The sequence below is a fragment of the Motilimonas sp. E26 genome (assembly GCF_021278025.1).
Taxonomy (GTDB): domain Bacteria; phylum Pseudomonadota; class Gammaproteobacteria; order Enterobacterales; family CBDFNC01; genus Motilimonas.
This window is the reverse complement of record NZ_JAIBHJ010000015.1, coordinates 93,286-116,122: the sequence shown is the minus strand read 5'-3', so window position 1 is coordinate 116,122 and position 22,837 is coordinate 93,286. Positions and strand designations below refer to the sequence as shown.

Annotated in this window: 21 protein-coding genes; 7 read left to right on the top strand and 14 right to left on the bottom strand. The window is 43.1% G+C overall.

The genetic code is table 11. The annotated features are described in order from the left end of the window. Positions 1-82: 82 nt before the first annotated feature. Positions 83-427, bottom strand: coding sequence for an SMI1/KNR4 family protein (locus K1M91_RS13650; RefSeq protein WP_232802592.1), 345 nt, complete (start codon positions 425-427; stop codon positions 83-85). A 357-nt stretch (positions 428-784) separates the two neighbouring features. Between K1M91_RS13650 and K1M91_RS13645 the strand changes: the two genes are divergently transcribed. Continuing rightward, positions 785-1,558 (top strand): reverse transcriptase domain-containing protein, encoded by a 774-nt coding sequence (locus tag K1M91_RS13645; protein ID WP_232802591.1) that lies wholly within the window; start codon positions 785-787, stop codon positions 1,556-1,558. A 90-nt stretch (positions 1,559-1,648) separates the two neighbouring features. On the opposite strand, the gene K1M91_RS13640 is transcribed toward K1M91_RS13645, so the two are convergent. Further along, positions 1,649-3,178: an HD domain-containing protein gene (locus K1M91_RS13640; protein WP_232802590.1), complete on the bottom strand. Its 1,530-nt coding sequence runs from the start codon at positions 3,176-3,178 to the stop codon at positions 1,649-1,651. A 471-nt stretch (positions 3,179-3,649) separates the two neighbouring features. Between K1M91_RS13640 and K1M91_RS13635 the strand changes: the two genes are divergently transcribed. Next, positions 3,650-4,117: a DUF1456 family protein gene (locus K1M91_RS13635; RefSeq protein WP_232802589.1), complete on the top strand. Its 468-nt coding sequence runs from the start codon at positions 3,650-3,652 to the stop codon at positions 4,115-4,117. Between the two features lie 40 nt (positions 4,118-4,157). Here the strand turns inward: K1M91_RS13635 and K1M91_RS13630 are convergent, their stop codons facing one another. After that, on the bottom strand, positions 4,158-4,448 hold the full coding sequence (locus tag K1M91_RS13630; RefSeq protein WP_232802588.1) for a DUF1244 domain-containing protein: 291 nt from the start codon (positions 4,446-4,448) through the stop codon (positions 4,158-4,160). 84 nt (positions 4,449-4,532) lie between these two features. Here K1M91_RS13630 and K1M91_RS13625 point away from each other — a divergent pair, with 84 nt between their 5' ends. Continuing rightward, a complete protein-coding gene (locus tag K1M91_RS13625) occupies positions 4,533-4,985 on the top strand; it encodes a hypothetical protein (RefSeq protein ID WP_232802587.1) in 453 nt (150 codons plus the stop codon). A gap of 352 nt (positions 4,986-5,337) precedes the next feature. On the opposite strand, the gene glpK is transcribed toward K1M91_RS13625, so the two are convergent. Then, positions 5,338-6,837 carry a glycerol kinase GlpK gene (gene glpK, locus K1M91_RS13620; protein ID WP_232802586.1) on the bottom strand — a complete coding sequence of 500 codons (1,500 nt, stop codon included), beginning with the start codon at positions 6,835-6,837 and terminating at the stop codon, positions 5,338-5,340. 38 nt (positions 6,838-6,875) lie between these two features. Further along, positions 6,876-7,724 carry an MIP/aquaporin family protein gene (locus K1M91_RS13615; protein WP_232802585.1) on the bottom strand — a complete coding sequence of 283 codons (849 nt, stop codon included), beginning with the start codon at positions 7,722-7,724 and terminating at the stop codon, positions 6,876-6,878. A gap of 373 nt (positions 7,725-8,097) precedes the next feature. Here K1M91_RS13615 and glpD point away from each other — a divergent pair, with 373 nt between their 5' ends. Further along, entirely contained in the window at positions 8,098-9,663 is a 1,566-nt protein-coding gene (gene glpD, locus K1M91_RS13610) for a glycerol-3-phosphate dehydrogenase (RefSeq protein WP_232802584.1), read from the top strand. 282 nt (positions 9,664-9,945) lie between these two features. Next, positions 9,946-10,710, top strand: a complete 765-nt coding sequence (locus K1M91_RS13605; protein ID WP_232802583.1) for a DeoR/GlpR family transcriptional regulator — start codon at positions 9,946-9,948, stop codon at positions 10,708-10,710. Between the two features lie 442 nt (positions 10,711-11,152). Here the strand turns inward: K1M91_RS13605 and K1M91_RS13600 are convergent, their stop codons facing one another. Further along, entirely contained in the window at positions 11,153-12,061 is a 909-nt protein-coding gene (locus tag K1M91_RS13600) for a LysR family transcriptional regulator (protein ID WP_232802582.1), read from the bottom strand. Positions 12,062-12,186: 125 nt separating this feature from the next. Here K1M91_RS13600 and K1M91_RS13595 point away from each other — a divergent pair, with 125 nt between their 5' ends. Further along, positions 12,187-12,795 (top strand): glutathione S-transferase, encoded by a 609-nt coding sequence (locus tag K1M91_RS13595; protein ID WP_232802581.1) that lies wholly within the window; start codon positions 12,187-12,189, stop codon positions 12,793-12,795. Between the two features lie 303 nt (positions 12,796-13,098). Here the strand turns inward: K1M91_RS13595 and K1M91_RS21425 are convergent, their stop codons facing one another. Next, entirely contained in the window at positions 13,099-15,171 is a 2,073-nt protein-coding gene (locus tag K1M91_RS21425; protein WP_282561148.1) for a glycoside hydrolase family 19 protein, read from the bottom strand. 692 nt (positions 15,172-15,863) lie between these two features. Here K1M91_RS21425 and K1M91_RS13575 point away from each other — a divergent pair. Next, entirely contained in the window at positions 15,864-17,789 is a 1,926-nt protein-coding gene (locus tag K1M91_RS13575; RefSeq protein ID WP_232802580.1) for a methyl-accepting chemotaxis protein, read from the top strand. A gap of 235 nt (positions 17,790-18,024) precedes the next feature. Here the strand turns inward: K1M91_RS13575 and K1M91_RS13570 are convergent, their stop codons facing one another. The 7 genes from K1M91_RS13570 to K1M91_RS13540 all read right to left on the bottom strand — a co-directional run bounded on the left by K1M91_RS13570 (position 18,025) and on the right by K1M91_RS13540 (position 22,831). Beyond that, positions 18,025-18,336, bottom strand: a complete 312-nt coding sequence (locus K1M91_RS13570) for a cupin (protein ID WP_232802579.1) — start codon at positions 18,334-18,336, stop codon at positions 18,025-18,027. Positions 18,337-18,421: 85 nt separating this feature from the next. Continuing rightward, complete coding sequence (locus K1M91_RS13565; RefSeq protein ID WP_232802578.1) at positions 18,422-18,886, bottom strand: GNAT family N-acetyltransferase; 465 nt, start codon at positions 18,884-18,886, stop codon at positions 18,422-18,424. Positions 18,887-19,086: 200 nt separating this feature from the next. Beyond that, positions 19,087-19,473, bottom strand: a complete 387-nt coding sequence (locus K1M91_RS13560) for a GFA family protein (protein ID WP_232802577.1) — start codon at positions 19,471-19,473, stop codon at positions 19,087-19,089. A gap of 100 nt (positions 19,474-19,573) precedes the next feature. Next, the gene (locus tag K1M91_RS13555; RefSeq protein ID WP_232802576.1) at positions 19,574-19,870 is read right to left on the bottom strand and encodes an antibiotic biosynthesis monooxygenase; all 297 of its coding nucleotides are present in this window, start codon (positions 19,868-19,870) and stop codon (positions 19,574-19,576) included. 131 nt (positions 19,871-20,001) lie between these two features. Continuing rightward, on the bottom strand, positions 20,002-20,787 hold the full coding sequence (map, locus tag K1M91_RS13550; RefSeq protein ID WP_232802575.1) for a type I methionyl aminopeptidase: 786 nt from the start codon (positions 20,785-20,787) through the stop codon (positions 20,002-20,004). Further along, complete coding sequence (locus K1M91_RS13545; protein WP_232802574.1) at positions 20,780-21,004, bottom strand: ParD-like family protein; 225 nt, start codon at positions 21,002-21,004, stop codon at positions 20,780-20,782. The genes map and K1M91_RS13545 overlap by 8 nt, the downstream gene beginning before the upstream one ends. A gap of 144 nt (positions 21,005-21,148) precedes the next feature. Then, positions 21,149-22,831, bottom strand: a complete 1,683-nt coding sequence (locus K1M91_RS13540) for an NAD-dependent malic enzyme (protein ID WP_232802573.1) — start codon at positions 22,829-22,831, stop codon at positions 21,149-21,151. Positions 22,832-22,837: the final 6 nt, after the last annotated feature.

Here is a 22,837-nt window from a genome sequence, read left to right as displayed (position 1 = left end):
TTGACTTGAATTTGGCTGCTAACGCAGCCAAAGAAATAGCTAGTACCTATTGACGGCCGGGAGGCTCATATGTGTTATGTGATTACTCTTCTTCATAAACCAAGCCTTCTTCAAGCCACTTTTGAAAGCTTGAACTAACTAACTCTTTAAGGCTCGGAACCATACTTCCATGCCCAACTGCATACACATTTGAATCATTTTCATGGAGGCTCAGAATGAAAGCCATACCTCCACCATTGTCTCCAATACTGATATAGCCAGGAGCATATTCTTTTGTTTCATAGCATTCATTTCGTTCAATCAAATCTTCAGGAAGATATAGATAAACATCTCCATCAAGTTCACCCTGATGACTTGAAAGAAATTCACGATACTCCTTTGGTAAAGGGCTATCAAAATACTGTTCGATTATAGAGATATTCTTCATGCTCGCTTCACATAACGAGCCTGTAGAATTACTCGTTCTAAAATATATTTTTATGATGCACCAAACCATAGCTGAGTTCTTGTTTTGACTCAATTGTTTAGTCTTTTTCTGCTGGGATGAAAATCATCGTGATTTGACGCTTGTATGGGGGCTGGAGGTTAGGGACTCCAGCTACCCGATTATATGTCTTTACCAGATACCATTGGTAATCGCCTCTAATTTCTGATTGATATTCATGTATACCTCTATGTCTAACGCCTACATTAAGCGGACAAAATAGTTGGTTATAATGTGTCGCGGAGCGGAACCTAACCAACTGTTTTAGTTCTGTTTAAATTTAGCCGTAAAGTCAAAGCAATGATGCGCCTACTCGGTAAATACCTAAGAGCAGGCATTGCAGACGTTGAAACCGGTCTTTGGTTAGAGTCATGCAAAGGCGTACCACAAGGCGGGCCGTTATCCCCTTTGTTGTCGAATATTTTACTGGATGAACTTGAACAAAAGTTGGCGCGTCAACAACCTAAGTTTGCGCGTTACGCTGACGACATCATCATCCTAGTGAAGACGAAAAGCCAAGGCATAGCGGTCAAAGAAGAGCTGACTAGGTTTATCACCAAGCGGCTTAAATTGCGGATAAATGAAGAGAAAAGTCGAGTCGGCCCTGTGTCTAGCTCCAAGTTTCTCGGGTTTACCTTCCGTTACGGCAAAGTGCAGATCCACGACAGTGCATTAAAGCGATTTAAGGCCAAAGTGAAGGAGCTAAGCAACCGCAACTGGGGGATCTCAATGACCCTACAAATTCATAAACTGACGCAATATTTACGCGGCTGGGGATATTACTATCTGGTCGCTAACGCTTATCAGCTTACCGTGGATCTAGATCATTGGATCCGGCGCAGACTGAGAATGTGCTACTGGCGACAGTGGCGAAAACCGCGCACCAAAGTGAGAAGTTTAATCAAGCTGGGGGTTAGTGAACGTCTCGCCGTTGCTTGTGGTATCACCAGCAAAGGGCCCTGCAGAAGCTCGAAAACCAAAGGAAGCAATATTGGCATTAGCAATGAATTCCTAGCAACTCAAGGTCTGGTATCACTGAAGGACATTTGGATTACTATTCATTACGGAAGGTGAACCGCCCATTGCACATCTTCTCAATAAAGAGTGCATGATGGGTGGTGTGGGGGCTGGAGGTTAGAGACCTCCGGCTACCCGATTATATTTTTATTGACCGAAAAACTTCATAACCAATTCTGATTTTTTTTGCTCAATTTGATCTATGAGTTGAGGTGTAATATCTGATTTAGCGGAATCAGAAACAAATACCCTTATAAAATATTTTATGGATTGGTATTTATCTAATTTATCACCACAATCAGCAAACTTATTTATACCGTAAGTACCAGAAAGATGTTTTCCTAATAACTTTATTTCAGTTTTATCAATATCTTTGAATGCATTATCTGTCATTATATCAATTGCAAACATATATGGGGTTAAATGGCTTGAAAGTAAACCATTTAACTCCTCCTTCAACTCTAAAGTGAAACATTTGTTTATTCCATCAACAATTTTTTTGTTGTTAGGATATATTTTTGACTCATATGCTTTAGACCATGGAACCCTATTAATAATATCGGCAATTATAGATTCACCTATATCAGGGTTTTTACTATCAAATACAAATTCTGGTAACTGCTCATGCAGAAAGTAGTCATCTGAGTTTTTTATATAAAAAGCTTCAAGTTGTTCAGATTTACTTTCAGTGTTTGCATTATCAGGTTCATAAAACGTAAATAGATTTAGCCCTTCCCCTGATTTTTTTTGTTTTGCTATCTGGCACACATTAGCAAGCATAGCCGAAAAGGCTCTATTTGTTTTATGATAATAGACCTGTCCAAATAAACTAGACCTTGAATTTATAAACTCAACAACAGAATCGACACCACTTTCTTTATATGCAAGGAATATCTGGTTATCATTTATAACTGGTACAATAGACATGAATAATCGATTGTAATCATAAACGCCGCATTTTACTCCAGAGAAATAACTATCTCGTAATAAGTAATCCATTCTATCAGCATCAATCGGGCACGAAGATATAACAGATGTAAAAAGAGGAAGTACATCAAGCTCGTTGTCCTCGATGGTAACCATTATCTTTTTATCTTTATACTCACTTTCAATAATTTTCATTACATTATCGATGTTAATAAGATTACTGAATGACGGGGCAAGGCTATCGTAAATCATTTTCACAAACATAATCGAAATATGCTCATGTTCAATGTTAGAATTATCTTCAATCATGTCAAAAACATCTCTAAACTCATCACCAAGGTGCACTTCGAACTCTTCTTTTTTACACATGAATGAATCAAATTGATGTGACATTGGACCATGACCAATATCATGTAAAAGTGCAGCCAGCCTCAACTCTTGAATATTTGCTAAAGATAGATTACCTATACCTTCAAAAATATGACCATCTTGGTATTTACTCTGGTATCGATATGAGTTTAGCTTTAGATTTTTAATTATTTCATACGATAAATGCATTACACCTAATGAATGCTCAAATCTACTATGCATTGCTGATGGAAAGACCTTATACAAAAATGTATTTTGTTTTATGTTCCTCAGTCTCTGAAATAATGGATGATCTACAAATTGTAGTTCCAATTTACTAAGTCTAATAATCCCGTGAATAGGATCTAATATTTTACCAATTAATAACTTGTCAAACTCCATTATAAACCCTTATTTTTGAAACAAAAAAAACACGAAAAAAAATATAACGCTTTAGTATTTATACGCACTTCGTGCGTATAAATCCCGCACGCTACCGCACGAAAATCGTCATTCCGTAAAAAATAAATTAATAATATTCAGCCAGTTAAATAATCTTTTGCCGCCCGTAACAAGCAACACAGGGGAAAACAAAGCGAGAATTCATTTAGCGAGCCAAATTTGGCTCGCTAAATTTTATGGCTTACATTTTTTGCCATTATATATCAGCTAGTTAGAAATTTGTTGTGAACAAAGCGAGAATCTTTTGAAAAGTTTAACGAGCCAAATAGTAAAAGTGCCATTATATCTGTATGGATACACAACTTTTATCGCAGCCCCAATGTGGCTTTTACTGGCAAGCTGTGCTTAATTGCTGCTCGATAATACAAGGCTTTTGTGGTAGTTTAGCCGCCTTAATTTTCGGAGTGTTTTATGATCCATAACCTTGTTTTACGTCGCCTGCGTTACGCGTTGAATTTAAAAGAAACTGACATGCAAGCGATCTTTGCTTTAGCTGGCCATAAGATCAAGCCATTTTCCATTAGCTTGTTATTGAAAAAAGAAGACGAACAAGGCTATTTAGAGTGTAGTGACGCGGTGCTCGAAAAGTTTTTAGATGGATTAATTATTCAGCGCCGTGGAGTGCGTGAAGGGCAAGCGCCTGCAACAGCACAACGCATGAATAACAACTTGATTTTGAAAAAAATCCGCATTGCGTTTGAATTAAAAGAAGACGACTTGCTCGATATTATGGATAAGGCGGGTTTTGCTTTGTCTCGCCCTGAGCTCAGCGCACTGTTTCGTAAATATGATAGCCGCAACTACAAGGCGTGTGGTGATCAATTGTTGCGTAATTTTTTACACGGCATTTGTGAGCATTACCGACCTAAAAAAGGTTAATGCTTGAGTGTTAGCGCGCAGCTTACTGCTGCGCGTTTGTTTACTTTTTCTTGGCGTTAAACGCCGCCATTTGCTCATCGGTAGCGGGCAATTGGTGTTGCTCTTTCCATTGTGAGTAGGACATTTTGTAAATCCATTCCCGCGCTTCATCATCTGTTAGCTCAACATTACGCGCTTTCGCTTCTGCGGCTATCCACTTACTTAAGCAGTTACGGCAAAAGTCAGCGGTGATCATCAAATCAATGTTTTGCACTTCTTTATGCTCGTCTAAGTGAGCCAGTAGGCGGCGAAAGGCGGCGGCTTCAAGCTCGGTTTTGGTGCTGATATCCATGATAGAACCTTGTTTAGAATGGGTTAAAGATTGCTGCAGCAATGCCGATAACGTGATTAAGTATTCGTTATTTTATGGCACATTATGAACATAACGCCGCAACGCGATGGGTTTGATGTTAATCCATCCCTAGTTAGGCCACAAGGGCCGACAGAGGTAAAGGAAGGCCGCCTCGAGGGCGTGGGTCATCCGCCACCACCACCGCCGACTAGCGATACGGTCACCATTTCGCCGCAAGCGCGTGAGCTGCTGGCAAAAGAGCAGGGCGACCAAGGGCGAGATAAGCCAAAAGTCAGTGATGAATTAAAAGAGCAAATGCTTAGCCAGCGCCAGCAAGAGCTAAGTAAAGGCAGTAAAACCAATGAAGATGTGAAGCAAGAGCAGATTCAAGCGACCAAAGATGAAATAAAGAAGGTAAAAGAGGCGCTGCAAAAAATACAACATGAAACCAGTGAAATGGCTGAAAAACAACGTGACCAGTTAAACTTGGCGTTGGTGCAATTGAATACTCAGCTGCTGGAGTTGATGCGCAGTTAACCCCTTATTAACCGCAATTCTGGATCAGTAAAATATACTTTATCCGATTGTAATAAGCTTAAGTAAAGCTGAGGTTTATTAATAATTGCGGCAGGGCAAGAGCATGAACGTATTTCAAACAATTTGTGATTACTTATTAGACGAATATTTGCAGCATGGATGCAGCTACTAAGCCATCAACAGCTTTTGAAGGATGATTTTACGGCGACTCGTATAATAATTAATCACTTATGCGTTCACCCTGATCATTGCGGTGATTACCCCAAGCGCAACGCTTAGCGATGAACACTTAGCGATGGCTTGGGGGTAGAGGCGTTGTTTGCCTTATTATGGCTAACTTGTTAAAGAAAGATTATTCGGTGATCCAACCTTTGGCACACTCAACCGCACGTTTCCAGCCATTATGGCGGCGTTCACGTTTGCCGTCGTCGGCACAAGGTTGGAACGAACGATCCAGCACTGATTTGTGTTTAAGCTCTTCAATGCTGCCCCAGAAACCCACCGCTAAACCCGCTAGATAAGCCGCGCCTAATGCCGTTACTTCTGTTACCACTGGGCGCTGAACTTCGGTGTTTAACACATCAGACTGGAACTGCATTAAGAAGTTGTTGGCCACCGCGCCGCCATCCACTTTTAGAAAGTCGAGCTTGATGCCTGAATCAGCCTGCATTGCGGAAATAACATCTAATGATTGATAGGCGATACTTTCCAATGTGGCACGGATTATGTGATTGCGGTTTACCCCACGGGTTAACCCAACAATGGCACCGCGGGCATACGGGTCCCAATGTGGCGCGCCTAGGCCAGTAAATGCAGGCACCACATAAGCGCCATTTGAGGTGTCTACTTTAGTGGCAAAATATTCGGTGTCGGCAACATCGCTAATTAGTTGTAGCTCATCGCGCAGCCATTGTACGGATGCGCCGCCCATGAATACAGCCCCTTCTAGTGCATAGCTTACTTCGCCTTTTGGGCCGCAGGCGAGGGTGGTTAACAGGCCGTTTTTGGAGGTGACTTTCTTATCACCCGTGTTCATTAACAAGAAACAACCTGTGCCGTAGGTGTTTTTGGCTTGTCCGGCTTCTACACACATTTGGCCAAATAAAGCCGCTTGCTGATCCCCTGCAATACCGGCGATGGGAATACGTGTGCCGCCTTTACCACCTATGTTGGTTTGTGCGTATACTTCCGATGAGGATTTGACTTCTGGCATCATGGCGCGAGGAATACCTAATGCATCAAGTAGTTTGTCATCCCACTCTAGGGTATTGATGTTAAATAGCATGGTACGGCTGGCATTGGTTGGGTCGGTGACGTGGGTACGACCTTGGGTCATGTTCCAAATCAGCCATGAGTCCACGGTGCCGAACGCTAATTCACCTTTTTCTGCTTGCTCACGCGCACCTTCAACATGGTCTAAAATCCATTTTACTTTGGTGCCGGAGAAGTATGGGTCAACCACTAGGCCAGTATTTTCGAGAATGTATTCTTCTAAGCCTGCTTGTTTGAGCTCTTCACAAATGCTGGCCGTACGGCGACATTGCCAAACTATGGCGTTATAAATAGGCTTGCCCGTTGCGCGGTTCCAAACAATGGTGGTTTCACGTTGGTTGGTAATACCAATGCCGGCGATCTCATCAGAATGCAACCCCCCTTTAGCCAGTGCTTCAACTAATGTTGAGCTTTGTGACGCCCAAATTTCTAATGGATCATGCTCAACCCAACCTGCTTGCGGATAAATTTGGGTGAATTCACGTTGTGCGCTACAAACAATATTGGCATCACGATCGAGTACGATAGCGCGAGAGCTAGTAGTGCCTTGGTCTAGAGCAACGATGTATTTCTTTTCCATGATAATGTCCTATTTTCTTTAATTGTAGATCGTGATGTTTATGCGTTTGTTGAAACTTGTGGTGCGTTTTCAGCGGGTTCATTTGCTGTTTGCTCGTCATTGGTAAGGTAAATACCAATCACTTTTGGATAGAGCCAGCCGCCGAGAGATGCGCCCATGATGGGAGCTAAAATGGGTACAATGAAATACGGAATGTCTTTACCGCCGGTAAGCGCTATATCACCCCAGCCGGCCAGGTAGGCGAAAAATTTCGGGCCAAAGTCACGCGCCGGGTTCATGGCAAAGCCGGTTAGCGGACCCAGCGAGCCACCAATAACCGCGATTAATAAACCCACTAATAAAGGAGTGGCGGCACCATTGGCTGCGCCGTTGCGATCATCGCCTAACGCTAGAATCACAAACATCAACACCGCAGTGATCACTAATTCTACTGCGAAGGCGCCGCCAAAGCTCAGTAATGGGTTGGGGTAAGTAGAGAAGATCCCCGCCAGCGCTAAGCTTTCTTGGCTGCCTCGTACCATGTTGTGAGTAAGTTCATAGTTGATAAATAAATTACTGTATAAGGCATAGACCAGTGCCGCAGCACTAAACGCGCCCAGCAATTGTGAGCCGATATATGGCAGCACTTTACGTTTATCAAAACCGTGACTTAAGGTTAATGCAATGGTGACGGCTGGGTTAAGGTGAGCACCAGAAACACCACCTGAGCAATAAATTGCCATCGCGACACCTACGCCCCAAATAATGCTTATTTCCCACTGACCAAATGTTGCGCCTGTTAACACTAATGCAGCCACACAACCAACACCGAAAAAAATCAGTAACCCAGTACCGATAAATTCTGAGAGGCATTCTCCGAGCAATTGTTTCTCATTATTTTTTCTCATAAAAAATTAACCTATTTGTTGTTTTTTGGAAGAATTCGAACGCAAAGTTACAAGATGTTTACAAGTTGTAAACAAAAAACAGTTAAAAATGTGCGTACGCTCATAATTTTAACTTGATTGCTCATTATCGAGCCTTTTTATCTCTTTTATATGCACTTTTTCACCCTTTTATTAGGTGGTTGGGGTGTTTAAATCTTATGCCTATGGTTTTTTTGTATTAATTTATTTTACAAAACAGCTTTTTATGGGGGTTTTGTTGTGCTTTGTAAAATAATTAACAAAAAATACACTAGACTTAATTGTAATTTTCGGTAGATTAACCATAAATGCTCGAACGAACATTAAAAATTACCAATTCGAACAGAGGTTGAAAATGAACAAGCAAGAAAATGTGAATGATGTGTTAGATCTGATTATTGTTGGTGGTGGGATTAATGGCGCGGGCATTGCCGCCGATGCGGCGGGCCGACAGTTAAAGGTCGGTTTATATGAATCAAGCGATTTTGCCTCTGCAACCTCTTCTGCTAGCTCAAAGTTAATCCATGGTGGCTTGCGTTACCTTGAGCATTATGAGTTTCGCTTGGTGTCAGAGTCCCTTGCTGAGCGTGAAGTCTTGCTTAAAAAGGCGCCGCATATTGCTAAACCCATGCGTTTTCGTTTGCCTCATCGTCCTTTTTTACGCCCGGCGTGGATGATCCGTGCGGGCTTATTTCTTTATGATCACTTAGGTAAACGTACCACCTTAAAAGGCAGTCATGGCGTTGATTTTCGCCAAACCCACGTACTTAAAGATGAGATGGTAAAAGGCTTTGAGTATTCTGATTGTTGGGTAGATGATGCGCGCTTAGTGCTGCTGAACATTCAACAAGCAGCGCAACATGGCGCGGAAATTAAGAATTACTGTCATGTTGAAAAAGCGGAGCGAGTAGGAGAGCTTTGGCAAGTTACGTTATTAGATAAGCGCACCAACACGCGTTTTCAGCGCCAAGCTCGTGCACTGGTTAATGCAACTGGCCCTTGGGTGCGCAGTTTTATTACCGATAATATGGACGCGAAGTCACCCTACGGTATTCGTTTAATTAAAGGCTCACATATTATTGTGCCGAAGATCCACAATGAAGAACAAGCATACATCTTGCAAAACGATGATCAGCGCATTGTGTTTGTGATCCCGTATCTTGAAGATTACTCGTTGATTGGCACCACCGATGTCGAGTTTAAAGGCGATGCCAGAAAGGTTGAGATTGATCAGGAAGAAGTTGATTACTTGATTGAGATTGTTAATAAGCATTTCATTCACCAAATTAAGCGTGATGATGTGGTGTCGACCTTTAGTGGTGTTCGACCATTATGTGACGACGAGTCTGATTCACCTCAAGCGATCACCCGTGATTACACTTTATCGCTAGAGCAAAAAGGGGCTGGTGCACCACTGTTGTCGATTTTTGGTGGCAAACTCACCACTTACCGTAAACTAGCAGAAGCGGCGATGAAGCAGCTGGCGCCTTTCTTTCCGCGCATGGGCGGCAGCTGGACAGCTGACTCGTTACTCCCTGGCGCGCAAGGCTACGATGAAGCTGCATTAAGCAATCAGTTACGCCAGCAGTGCGCGTGGTTGAGTGATAAAACCATTCGTCGTTACTGCCAGTTGTACGGCACACAGGTAAATACATGGTTACAAGGGATCACTACAGAGGCGCAAATGGGGCAGCACTTTGGTCAAGGTGTGTACCAATGTGAAATTGATTACCTAATCACAGGTGAGTATGCTTTTACTGCACAAGATGTATTATGGCGCCGGACAAAGCTTGGCATCATCTTAAATGCGGATGAGCAAGGGGCTGTGAGCAATTATGTTGCGCAGCAGTTAGGGCGACCCCCTAAGGCGCAATCTGCTGTGGTTCAACCCTTGTTCGAAACCAATCAAAAAGTGGGTTAGTTGCACTAACTCAGGCTTTATCTGACAGTTACCCGTTTTCAATCGGTGACTGTCAGTTTCAATTTAAGCTAAATTCTTTCAGCCTAAATCGATTTACCACCCACTAATACTCCTAGTGGCGTTCTACCACCGCACATTTGGCCTTGATACATTCGCTAAGTTAGTGGCATATCCTGAAGTTGTTTGGATATAAGAAGTCGTTTGGGTATAAATTGCCTTTTATTGCGCTTATCACGTAAACTAATTGCCACTCAATAGGGCTGTTGGATATAAGGAAAGAGCGTGAAAGCGAGCGAAAGACATGGAAAAATCATTGAGATAGTGAAAGCTCAAGGTTATGTCAGTACGGATGATTTGGTTGCGATGTTTGAGGTGAGCCCGCAAACGATTCGCCGTGATTTAAATGAACTCGCTGATGCTAATAAAATTCGCCGTAATCACGGTGGTGCCACTTTAGCCAATAGCGCTGAGAACTCCCCTTATAGCGCACGAAAAATCATGAACCAACATGAGAAAAATCGCATCGCGCAAGCCTTAGTCAAACACATCCCCGATGGCGCCACGCTATTTATTGATATTGGTACCACGCCAGAGGCGGTGGCAAAAGCGTTACTTGATGAGCATCAACAGCTGCGTATTGTGACCAACAATATCAATGCGGCCATTATTTTAATGAATAAGCCTGACTTTAAAGTGATTTTAGCCGGGGGCGAGGTACGTAACCGAGATGGCGGCGTTACCGGTGAAGCTACGCTCGATTTCATTTCTCAGTTTCGTTTAGATTTTGGCATTTTAGGCATCAGTGGCATTGATTTTGATGGCTCATTGCTCGACTTTGATTATCACGAAGTACGAGTGAAGCGCGCGATTATTGAAAACAGCCGCGCGGTATTTTTGGCGGTTGACCATTCTAAATTTGGCCGTAATGCCATGGTTAACTTAGGCTCGATTAAAGACGTTGATTTAATAGTGACCGATCAAACACCGCCAAAAGAGATAGATGACTTAATAAAGGCATCCGGCATCCAGTTGCAAATACAGCAATAGCGGGTTCTTGTACACCACCCGAGTTCTGCCTAAGCAAAATAGTATATTTCCCCTGCAAAAACGCGGTGGATATGTCCCTATACGCTTTGCGTTTTCATCCTTGTAAACGAAATTTTGCAGTAAAAATATACTTTATCTACTCGTAATATACCCAATCAACTTGAAGATGCATGTTTCAGAGCGCCACCGTGTTTTCAATACTAGGCATGCTAATGCAGGAATGTAGGCTCCTTTCAAATTAGCATAACAACGTAGTGGAAACACGGCGGCGCTCCCAAAGGGCAAGTTTTACACGCGTTTATGCTGTGTTATTGATTTTGATAAGGGGAAGCTATTACCTGCAATCAATGCCTTGCCTAAACGCGTGTAAAATCTTGCTGAAATCAAGCATCTCCAGGTTGATTGGGTTTAGACTTAAGAAAAGCTGAGGTTACATCCTTTTTTAATGGTCAGGGCGGATATCTCTTTGGCCAAAATGCGCTCGAATAAAGTCAATAAAGCAGCGCACCTTAGGGGATAAATATTGTCGATGTGGGTAAACCGCATAAAGACCAAAGGTTGGTGCGTTGTAGTCAGGCAATAAATGCACTAGCTTACCTTGATTAATGTTGGTCTCGGCTAAGAAGGCGGGCAACATCGCCACACCAGCGCCAGCAATAGCAAGAGCAACAATCGAACTTGAACTATTAATTGTCATTCTGCCCTTTACATTGACACTCTCTGTTTTGCCATCTCTGTCGGTTAATGTCCAATTGTGAGGTTGGGTATGGTTACTGTCTATCAGGCAATCTAATGTCGCCAGATCGGCAACGATTTTGGGGGGATTTACCTTTGCTAAATATTCCGGAGCGGCACAAAGCATGAGTGGCAGTTGATTGATTTTTTGCGCGACTAAGCTGGAGTCTGCCAAATGGCCGATCCGAATGGCCAGATCAATACCACCCGATAATAAATCCACTTTTTTGTTGGTTAGTAGAATATCTAACTCAACCTCAGGATACATTGCTAAAAATGTTGGCAGTAAAGGGGCGAGTAAAGTATCGCCAAAAATAACTGAAGTGGTGACGCGCAGTTTACCTTGAGGTTGATGTTGGGCATGTGTGGCACTGGCCTGCATTTTTTGGTAATGCTGCAGCAGAATAAGTGCTTGTTGGTAATAATCTTGGCCGACAGGGGTTAAAACCACTTGTCGCGTGGTGCGATTGAATAACCGCGTACCAAGCTGAGCCTCTACTTGCCCCACATATTTACTGACTAACGCTTTAGATATATCCATACGCTGGGCTGCGGCGGTAAATGAGCCCGTTTCTACAACAGCAACGATGGTGTTTATGCCCACTATAGTATCCACTAGATCACCAATTAGAGTTATTGTTAACTATTTGTTGATAGAGATTCTACGTTAAAATGGTTTTTCTCGTCGCAATTTTTTCCCATACTGCATTTGCTTAGTTATTTGAATTAAAGGAAAAAAAGATGACAAATTTAATACTCCATAGCCATCCTTTATCGGGCCATAGCCATCGTGTGGCGTTATTTTTATCAATATTAAAATTGGACTATACCTCTGTAACAGTGGATTTAGCTAAGGGCGAACAACAACAGCCGGCATTTTTGCAGCTTAACCCGTTAGGACAAGTGCCAGTACTACAAGATGATAACGAGATAATCGCTGACTCAAATGGGATATTGGTCTATCTAGCCCGTCAGTATGATGAGTCTGGTCAATGGATGCCACAACAGCCGATAGAGCAGGGGCGAGTTCAAGGTTTTTTATCCCTCGCTGCTGGTCAGCTAGCGAATGGTCCCGGTGCGTTAAGGAGACACAAGTTATTGGGGGTAGCAATTGATATCGATGCTGCAATGGCGACGAGTGAGCAGTTATTAGCTTATTTGGAACAGCATTTATCCGGACGCGATTGGTTGGTGGGTAAAACTCCGACCATTGCAGATCTTGCGATCTATACCTATACCAAGTTAGCACCGCAAGGAGGAATCAATTTAGCACCATTCCAGTCAATTAACCTTTGGCTTGCTCGGGTTGAAGCGCTTGATGGGTTTATTGCGCCAACTGAAATTAAGTAACCTGAATATTGGATAAATGAAATAGTATGCTTTCCTGCAAAAACGCTGTGAATATGTCCCTATAAGCTTTGCGTTTTCATCCCTGAAAACGAAATTTTGCCGTCAAACATACTTTATCTGGCTGTGTTAGGCTTAAACAGGGTAGAGGTTAAGTAGCGAGCGTAGTAAGTACTAAAGCAGAGGCATTGACTCGGCTGTTCCTTTAAATGAAGCCGATGAAAGATAACCGACACTATGATAAAAAATAGGAGACGCTAGCGCCTCCTATTCTTGTTACTTAGTTAAACTTAGGAAGAGGTTTTTTTACTTCTTCCATACACCCCATGGGCCAGTAGTCGTTGGGTTTTCACCGCGTGTCCACCATTGAGCAGTGTAAGTTACGCCATTAACAACTACTGTATCGCCAGTGTTGTAAATAGTGCTTTCACTCCAAGTGGTATCACCTGTTGGTGGCGCAGTAGGTGCTACTGTAGGTGCTACCGTAGGCGCTACTGTTGGTGCAACGGTTGGTGCAACGGTTGGTGCTACTGTTGGAGCTGAAGTTGGCTCAGCAGTAGGCGCAGCTGTTGGTTCAGTGGCAACTCCACAAGAAATTTCTTTCCAGAACCAGTTAGTAGCAACCGGTGATTCCCAAACGCCTGGGTTGTTTTGTGCTACAAAACATTTACCTAGGTGGGTTACTTTATCACCGTTGTTTACTTTAGTTGAACCCGCTTTCCAAGTGATAAAGTCACCCGCTGGAGGCTGAGTTGGTTCAACCGTTGGTGCTACAGTAGGCGCTACCGTTGGCTGAGGTGTCGGCGCCACAGTCGGTGCAACTGTTGGTGTTGGAGTAGGCGCAACAGTTGGCGCTACCGTTGGTTTAGGCGTAGGAGCCACGGTTGGTGCTACTGTTGGTGCAACAGTTGGCTCTGCAGTCGGTTCTGTTGTTGGTGTAGGACCTTGGATTTGCTTCCATGGGCCACCTTTACTTGGTTCATCACCTTGAGTGTACCATTTTGCTTCGTAGGTACTGCCCGCATAGCTAACTTTGTCGCCACCAGTGTAAACTTTACTTGCGTCCCAAGGGGACACGCCGCCTACAGGAGGCTCAGTTGGCGTTGGATCAACAGGCCCATCAATAACACGCACTTCTGGCCAGTTGGCATGAGACTCGTAAAAGTTAGTCACACACTTCTCGTAATCACCTGGTACCAGTGCAGAGTAAGCCGTTTGGAAACCAACCAATTCACATTCAAATGATTGGCCACCTGGGCGATCGTTGTAGTATTTCCAGTTACCGTCCCAGTTAGTGTAAAGCACGTCAGTGGCGCCGTTTAGGTTTAAGCTGCCGTATGGAAGTTGTTGATAACAAGTGTTTTTCTCATCATCTTCGATTGGAATTTGGTAATGTGAAGAGAGACCTTCCCAGTAACGGATACGGTTAACAGGCTGACCCTTGTTTTTGTTTTGCTCACCACATTCAATACCACCGTTGATGACGTTGATTGTGGTACCAAAACCGTAACCAATACCTGCGTCAATCTCGCGCTGTGAAGGCTTCCAAGTGCGGTCAATTACGTGCAACATGGCTGGTTTTGGCGCTTGTGGCGTTAGGAAGAACCAAATAGCAGAAGCTAAGTTCAACCAAGAATCTGCGACTAGGCCTGGGTTATCAAGTAGTACGGTTGCATCGCCGTCAAACATGACTTCAGAGAATGCGCCGTAGTTAAAGTGGTATGAAAGTTGTTTTGCACCGCGACCAAAATAGCCTTGACCTGCAGCACATGGCCAACGTTTGTTTTGCCAATCATTTTGGCCACAGCCTGTAGTATAACCCGCTTGGCCTTCTGACCAACCCATTTCACGAACGTGGACGAGTGCTTGTTGCCACTCTTCAAGACCTAGTGGGTTGTCCCAAGTATTGTCTTTAGCAATGTGACCACCCGTTTCTTGTGAGAAGTGAGCAAATGCGGTGATGATAGATTTCTTACAAATGGCATCTGAATCACGGCCGTCGGTGTATTCGCCACAAAAGGCTGGGAATTTACCAATGGCACGTAGGAAGCGGGTGTAAGTGTATTCAGGAGCAGCCATGCCCGTTAAGAAGTCCCACTCAGCTTGCGGGAACACGCGCTCAACACGTTTAACGTTTTCAGGGTTACTGGCCGCACCTGGCTCAATTGCTTCAACGACCGAATTTGGACGAGTGCGTAGGGCTTGTGCCCAAACATCGTACATAGGGTTCATTGTTTTCGCGTCTTCAGCGGCTTGAATTTCTGCTTTAGTAACAGTGTAACCCGTTGGGTTGAGAGGGTCTGGCTGAGGGTTCATGGCGTAGCTATTTGCTGCAATACCGCAGCCAACCATTACGGTTAATAGTTTAAGCTTAAACATGTTATATCCTTATTAAATTACCCTTACGGGTAAGGTCCATGAGTGACCAAATACCGCATGTTAAACAGTACTTGGTTGATATTAAGCAAGGAAGTGAAAGACAAATATGGAAGGGATACAACATGAAAATTGCACAATTGGAAAAACTATTCCTTGTACTATGAATCACCCCATCCTTGGTGTCTTGAAGGTTTAATTGTCAATCAATCCGATTGAAAGACACTCACCTCCACATCACAGCATCACTCGCGTAATAGGGTAACTATAGAGCGCAGGAGTTATCGGGCGCAATATTATTTTTTTATGAGTTTGAACTAGATCTTATTTGTAACCCAAATTCCCTGACTTTATTTTTAATTGACCAGTTACTTTGGTCATAAAATCTTCTATGGTCGGTCTTGTTAGCTTATTAAACTAATGGGTTTATTGGTATTAGTTTAATCTGGTTAATCAGATTAATTTCAAGGGATCATTTTTCTTTTTTTGCTGCGTTTGACTATGTTTGATATAGCAACATCCTTCTTACTTTAAATGGATATAAAGCTCATTTTGCAAGTGGGAATCATTGAATTGACTAAAATATCATTAAAATAGGCTGGTAATTTTACCTTTTACCGAGAGCAGGCTATTAAGTCTCTCTTTCTTTAAAGGTATCCTATGCGCCCGCTTGTAAGATTCAATTAAGGTCCGTTATGCTAACAAAAATGAAGCAATCTCTGCTGGTACAAGTTCTTTTTGCTGTGTTCGTTTTGGTAGCATTACAAACCTACAGTTCTATTTCTTTTACTGAAAGTAGCGTGTCAAATCTTGTGATTGATTTACACCGTAAGTTGACTGATTCCTCTGAAGCACTTGAACAAGAGTTGGGTAAAGCAAAACTTGAGAGTCAGCACGCTTTAACAGCCATGGCACAAGACACTCATCAAGCATTAAGCATGAGCTTGAAACAGCAGCTTAGTGAAAAACAGCAAAGTATATCCCAACTGCTTGACCATAATGCTAAAGCTAGCGCTGATGGGATGGCGACCATGCTGGCCTCTATTTCACCTTTAGCGATTGTTGACCGTGATATGCCTAAGCTAACTGAACTGGTGAAGGCCGCTCACCAAAACTCTAGTGTCGTTTTTGCTACTTTTTATGACGATAAAGGGCGCTACCTGACTCGTTACCTTAACAGTGCTAACCCTATGGTTAATCAATTGGTTAATGAGGGGCAAGGTAACCGTAGAATGGAAAAGCTGTTAAATGGTGCGCAAAATAACCCGAATATATATTTGGCACAAACAGACGTTTCTTACCAAGATCGTGTGGTCGGTAAGTTAATTATTGCGCTGGATAAAAGCTTACAAAACAAAGAAATCGAAAAAACAGAAGTAGAGTTTAAACAGCTCATTACCGATAGCGCGGCGCAAGTAGAGCAAATCATCACGCAACAAGCGGTGATTAACCAGAATAAGCTCGAGGTTAGTTTTACCGATGTTAATAAAAGTAACCGTGAATTAATCCGAGAAATTGATGATGAAATGAACCGTGCATCGAGTGGATTGGTCATTAATTTAACCTGGGTTATGGTGGTGCTAGGTGGCGTCATGTTAGCGGCGTTATCGTTTATTTTAGTCAACCGCATTATTTCAAAAGTGAAAGTATTAACTCGTGCGTTGGCTAGCCTTGCCAAGGGGGGCGGGGATTTAACTCAGCAAATAGACATTCATAGTGAAGATGAAATTGGCCTGATGGCGAATAGCGTGAATGAATTTTTAGCGAAAACGCGCTCCCTTATCATTGATGCTAATCAAGCAGCAGATAATACGACCAATCAAGTTAGTATTATTTTATCGAGCAGCCAAGATGTCGATCATGCAGTGCAGCGTCAAAAACAAGAAATTGCTCATGTCAGCACCGCCATGGCTGAGGTGACGCGTGCGATTGAACAAGAAAGTGTGAGTATTCAAGCGGCCTTAGAAAATATTGACAGCGTTAAGTCAGACTCACAAGACAGTGGTGTTATTGCGGCGCAAGTGACTAAGCAAATTAGCCAATTAGTGCAAAAAGTGGACGATGCTAATCAACGCGTCACTAATTTTGATTCACTTAGTATACAGATTGGCAGTGTTTTGGATGTGATTCAGGGGATTGCAGAGCAAACTAATTTATTGGCACTAAATGCCGCTATTGAGGCCGCACGAGCCGGTGAAAGTGGCCGAGGTTTTGCGGTAGTGGCTGATGAAGTAAGGGCGCTGGCCAGTAAAACCCGTGAATCAACAGAAGAAATTCAATTAAGCATTGAACGATTACAGTCGGAGTCAAAAGGGTTAGTGGGTGTGATTGAAGCAGCAGCTAACGATGCACAGCAGAGTATGAATGAAATAGGTCGCTCAGACGCCATTCAACACAGTTTACGCGATGCCATTCAAGGCTTGTACGACATGATCAATTCCATTGCCGCCATGGCCGAGGAGCAAACTGCCGTTGCCAGTGAAGTTAATGCCAGCACCGACAGAATGAACCAAGAATCTGAGCAGTCGTTACTCGCCGTGGCGCGCTCCAGTGAAGTGATTGCGCAACTGCAAGCTCTTTCAGCCGATTTGAAGCATACTATGTCGGCGTTTAAGGTTTAGTCGTTGATTAACAATGAACGTTCACAGCTTGTTAGCGCTTAAGGGGCTGCAAGCTGATGGTGTAAAATGTAAAGCGGCTTTTTCTTGGTTCAGTCGCTTTCCATTTAGGTTTTAATCCACAGTTCTGCTAAGTTAAACGATGCTTATCATCCGATACAGCAGTTCGCGATAACTCGGGTCGTAACCTGATATATTCGCAACTGATAGGGCATAACGTTTGTTTCACCCAATAATGTTACACACTGCCTTCAGACTCCACGACTAAGATTCTGGCTTCCCCCCGAGGATGTGCAACATGCTCGGTTCCTATCGTGGCATAAAATATATCGCCTGCCTCAAGAACACTCGATTGTTCAATGCCGTTTTCTTTGAAAAACATTTCAACAATACCATGCAGCACAACAAACACTTCTTCGCCATCGTTGATGTGCCACTTGTAAGGCTGATCTGTCCAATGCAATCGCGTTGTAATTCCCTTCATATTTGCGATGTCTTTTGCCCCCCAAGGGCGTTCCGATTTAAAATCTTTACTTCTGATTATTTCCATAATTCTTCCAAATTATAAAGAGCGGCTAGCAGTGTAATACGACGAGTTTATAAGGCGGCAGGCTAACGTTTGGCCATTGTTGTGGTTAATAAACTGATTTAACCATGTATAAACAATTTTCTAATGGCATTTCATCAGGATAATCAGTAAACGAAAATCCAAATTTTTCGTAGGCTTTTATGGCTTTGGCATTATGGGCTAAGACAAATAATGAGATGTCATTTACCTTTAGTTGCTTTAAACCTTGCTCACTTAAATGAGACATCAGTTTTGCAGCTATACCATAACCTCGAAATTTCGGATTCACGATCAACCTACCCAAATGGCACTTATTTAATCGTTGGTAATATTGTCCAAAGGCTAAAAACTCAGATCTATCGGATAGTAGGGCATATGAACTGAGCTTGTTCAGGTTTAGATCATCTGTAAATGAAGCTAAATTGAACGGATACCTGAAATTTGGCCCTGACCATTCTGTGAGCGTTTGCTGATTGGAAAACCAACTCATCATTGCAACTAGATGCTGCTCTGTAGGTTGAACTAATTGCATATTAACTTCCCCGAAGTTGCTCTCTGTTAATGAAGTTTTTACAACAGGCATTTAATAACTGGTTGTTATTAAATGATAATAGCCAGCCAATGGCAAGAGGGAATTGTCAGGTATGCTTTAAAGAAGCCGCTAGTTGCCGTGAGTGAAACCTGTTACACAATCGAACATAGCTGTGGGCTAAGTGGCTCCTGTTATATCCGTTAGGCGTCTATCTCTACTTTCCACCATTTAGGCCTTTTGGAAATATAGGAGTGATTTTTTGGTGCCAGTGTTTTAAGGTGGGGACGGTCAAATACCCCTAACACAATAGCGATTGTTGGGTCGTCGTCAATTGCGCCAATAGTGCTACCACAGTTAGAGCAAAAAGCCCGAGAAGAATAGTCAGAAGAGCGCCATGTTGAAGGCTCTCCAGCAACGCCATTCCAGGTGACATTTTCTTTTGGAAATTCAACCCATGCTTGGGTTAATGAGCCTGAGTGACGTTGGCATTGTCGACAAGAACATGTATGTGGTTTTAATACTGGCCCAGTTGCCGAAAATCGAATATCGCCACAAAGGCAGCCTCCTTCAAAAATTTTATCTTTCAACTTTTAAGTTACTCCTAATAATGACAGTGATGGCACTAACTACTTTTATTAGCTGCAGACCAAACGTTTGCTGCGCTTTGATTGGTAAGCGTTGTTGCCATTACCTTGTTCTATCTTCAATTTCGTCGAATGCTTCAACCGAAATTCGTTCAGCAATTTCACGCATCTTCTGCATTTTTTCTGGATTACAGTTGCCCCAGAATAATTCCCAGTCTTGGCGCGTTCGCCACTTTGCAATAGTTAAGACTTTTTCAGGGGAGTCAGAAGAGCGCAGCATAAAGCTACCGAGCGCACCTGCTACCGAATGGTGAATGGAATCAGTGGCTGAACGCCAAACGTCTTGAAACTCGTTCATTTTCTCAGCTGGTACGCGCCATTCATAGATAACTCTAAACATATCAAATCCTTATTGTATACCCAGGCAACTTCAAGATGCGGGTTCAGCGGGAGGCTGTTTAGGTATATACCTAATTTTAAAATATTAGAAAGAGAGTCGCTGTCAGCGCAGCACTCTTTATGTGCTGCTAGTTAGCTTTTTCCTGGTTGTTCTTCTTGACGTAGGGTGAGTACCTCGTAACCCGTACTTGTCACTAGTATCGTGTGTTCAGACTGAGCTGAAAGCTTCTTGTCACGAGTGATGACTGTCCAGCCATCCTTTTTTGTTTTAGTTTTCGCGGTCCCTTGGTTGAGCATGGGCTCAATGGTGAACGTCATCCCTTCTTTAAGTACCAGCCCTTGATTGGGTAAGCCATAATGGAGTATTTGTGGCTCTTCGTGCATTTCTCGGCCGATACCATGTCCACAATATTCTCTTACCACACTGTAGCCATGGGTTTGAGCATATTGCTGAATTGTATGGCCAATGTCGCCAAGTGTGGCGCCGGGTTTTACTTGTTTGATCCCTTGCCACATAGCTTTGTAGGTAACGTCTACCAATTTCTTGGCCAGTGGCGATGCTTTGGGCATGACGTACATTTTACTGGAGTCGGCGATAAAGCCATTTTTTTCTAAGGTAATATCTAAGTTGACAATATCGCCATCTTTAAGAAAGTGAGTCGCTTTAGGTATGCCGTGGCAAACCACTTCATTAACGGATGCGTTCAATACAAATTGATAATCGTATTGTCCCTTACTCGCAGGGCGAGCATTAAGCTCATTAACAATAAAGTCCTCAACTCGGTCATTTATCGCCATAGTGGAAATGCCGGGCTTAACGTAGCCATCAAGCATCTCAAAAACCTTTGCCAGCAACTTGCCTGATTGGCGCATCAGGTCTCTTTCACGGTTAGATTTAATTATCACTTGGTTATTCATCGTTATGCCCTGCGATTAGCGCAATATTACTGGCCGAAACATTAACGGATTTCATCAGTTCGGCGATGATTTCATTAAATGATTTTTGTGGATGTAGCTCGGCCAACATGCCTATTTTGATCCAAAACTCAGCTTGTGAATTAATCGATCGCGACATGACAGAGCTGGCATTTCTTAGCTCTTTGTGTAGCTCATCCGATATTTTAACTATACCCAAAATATATGCTTAATATATAAAACGTATATGTATTGTATGTTTTGATGTTTGTTCGTCAAGAAAAAATTAACTGCTAGGGCTTCTTGGCCATGGTGCTGAGGGAGCCCTAGCTAACTTTTCTGTCCATCACGTTCGCTGTTTTGGTTAAAACGAAGTGCGACGATATTCTCGGTATGCTGGTTTCCAGTAGTTGGCGTACAGCTGTTGCTGCAGCATTTCATCGGTTAGAGGCGGTGCGAGGCCATCTGCTATCGCCTGTTTTGCCACGGCTTTGGCGATGGATAAGCTAATCGTTTTTATTTCACTCAGCGGAGGCAGTAAGACCCCTGGTGCTTTGTGATATTTAATCGCGGTGTCAGCTAACGATTGGCTTGCAGCCATTAACATGTTGTCACTGATCTGCTTCGCATTAACGGCGATGACGCCTAAGCCAATACCGGGGAAAATGTAACTGTTATTGCATTGTGATATTTCGTAGTCACAGCCATTAACAGTTACCGCTGAGAAAGGGCTACCCGTTGCAACTATCGCTTGTCCCTTACTCCACTTGAGGATATCGGTGGGAGTCGCTTCTACACGTGAAGTGGGGTTTGTAAGTGGTAAAATAATCGGTTTAGGAGTATTGGAAACCAGTGAGAGAATGATTTGCTCGGTGAATAAGCCAGGTTGACCGCTAACTCCGATCAAGGTGGTTATTTTGCCATGTTTAATGACTTGTTCGAGCCCCAAATGGGTTTTTACTTGCCATTGGTTAATCGCTTTTATCTGTTGTGCCAATGGCTGCTGAAACAGTTGTAAACTCGGCATATTATCGGTTAACAAGCCATATCTATCCACCATATAAACGCGGTTGCGGGCTTGCGCTTCAGATAGGCCTTCACGTTGCATTTGTCTTACTATTTGCTCCGCAATACCACATCCTGCTGATCCCGCCCCTAAAAACGCTATTCGCTGTTGGCTTAGCTTTTCACCTTTACTTTGACAGGCGGTGATCAAGGTTCCGACTGTAACAGCGGCAGTGCCTTGGATATCATCATTAAAGCAACATATTTCATGACGATATTTTTCTAGTAATGGCGTTGCATTATTTTGTGCAAAATCTTCAAATTGCAATAAAACATCAGGCCAGCGACGTTTCACGGCGGTAACAAATTGCTCGATAAAATCTGCGTATTGAGTACCACTTATCCTTGGATGGCGCCAACCCATGTACATAGGGTCGGCTAATAGTTGGCTATTATTGGTGCCAACGTCCAAGATGATAGGTAAACAATAAGCAGGACTGATACCGCCGCAAGCGGTGTAAAGTGAAAGTTTGCCGATCGGGATCCCCATGCCACCAATCCCTTGATCTCCTAAGCCTAAAATGCGCTCGCCATCGGTGACAACAATAACTTTTACATTTTGTTTTGTAGCATTTTGCAGCATATCTTCAATTTTGTTGCGCTCAGGGTACGACACCAATAAGCCACGCTTTCGGCGATATATCTTGGAAAATTTTTCACAAGCAAGCCCTACGGTGGGGGTGTAAATTAGGGGCATCACTTCTTCAATATGATGGTCGATCAGGTAATAAAATAAGGTTTCATTGGTATCTTGGATATTGCGCAGATAGATGTGTTTGTCTAAATCGGAAGTAAATGAGCTGAGCTGTTGGTAAACCCGTGCGGCTTGTTCTTCAATAGTTTCTATATTGTGAGGTAACAGGCCGGTTAAATTAAAGCTGTCGCGCTCTTGTTGCGAAAAAGCGCTGCCTTTATTTAGCAAGGACGTTTCAAGTAATGCAGGGCCAGCAAAGGGAATGTAGAGAGGGCGCTGAAATGTCATAAGATC

Excerpts from the sequence above, each read along its gene's own strand:
- K1M91_RS13575 (WP_232802580.1), top strand. The coding sequence starts at position 15,864 with ATGCTAACAAAAATGAAGCAATCTCTGCTGGTACAAGTTCTTTTTGCT.
- K1M91_RS13630 (WP_232802588.1), bottom strand. The coding sequence starts at position 4,448 with ATGGATATCAGCACCAAAACCGAGCTTGAAGCCGCCGCCTTTCGCCGC.
- K1M91_RS13650 (WP_232802592.1), bottom strand. The coding sequence starts at position 427 with ATGAAGAATATCTCTATAATCGAACAGTATTTTGATAGCCCTTTACCA.
- K1M91_RS13615 (WP_232802585.1), bottom strand. The coding sequence starts at position 7,724 with ATGAGAAAAAATAATGAGAAACAATTGCTCGGAGAATGCCTCTCAGAA.
- glpD (WP_232802584.1), top strand. The coding sequence starts at position 8,098 with ATGAACAAGCAAGAAAATGTGAATGATGTGTTAGATCTGATTATTGTT.
- K1M91_RS13595 (WP_232802581.1), top strand. The coding sequence starts at position 12,187 with ATGACAAATTTAATACTCCATAGCCATCCTTTATCGGGCCATAGCCAT.
- K1M91_RS13645 (WP_232802591.1), top strand. The coding sequence starts at position 785 with ATGATGCGCCTACTCGGTAAATACCTAAGAGCAGGCATTGCAGACGTT.
- K1M91_RS13565 (WP_232802578.1), bottom strand. The coding sequence starts at position 18,886 with ATGCAATTAGTTCAACCTACAGAGCAGCATCTAGTTGCAATGATGAGT.
- K1M91_RS13570 (WP_232802579.1), bottom strand. The coding sequence starts at position 18,336 with ATGGAAATAATCAGAAGTAAAGATTTTAAATCGGAACGCCCTTGGGGG.
- K1M91_RS13625 (WP_232802587.1), top strand. The coding sequence starts at position 4,533 with ATGAACATAACGCCGCAACGCGATGGGTTTGATGTTAATCCATCCCTA.
- K1M91_RS13640 (WP_232802590.1), bottom strand. The coding sequence starts at position 3,178 with ATGGAGTTTGACAAGTTATTAATTGGTAAAATATTAGATCCTATTCAC.
- map (WP_232802575.1), bottom strand. The coding sequence starts at position 20,787 with ATGAATAACCAAGTGATAATTAAATCTAACCGTGAAAGAGACCTGATG.
- glpK (WP_232802586.1), bottom strand. The coding sequence starts at position 6,837 with ATGGAAAAGAAATACATCGTTGCTCTAGACCAAGGCACTACTAGCTCT.
- K1M91_RS13540 (WP_232802573.1), bottom strand. The coding sequence starts at position 22,831 with ATGACATTTCAGCGCCCTCTCTACATTCCCTTTGCTGGCCCTGCATTA.
- K1M91_RS21425 (WP_282561148.1), bottom strand. The coding sequence starts at position 15,171 with ATGTTTAAGCTTAAACTATTAACCGTAATGGTTGGCTGCGGTATTGCA.
- K1M91_RS13635 (WP_232802589.1), top strand. The coding sequence starts at position 3,650 with ATGATCCATAACCTTGTTTTACGTCGCCTGCGTTACGCGTTGAATTTA.
- K1M91_RS13555 (WP_232802576.1), bottom strand. The coding sequence starts at position 19,870 with ATGTTTAGAGTTATCTATGAATGGCGCGTACCAGCTGAGAAAATGAAC.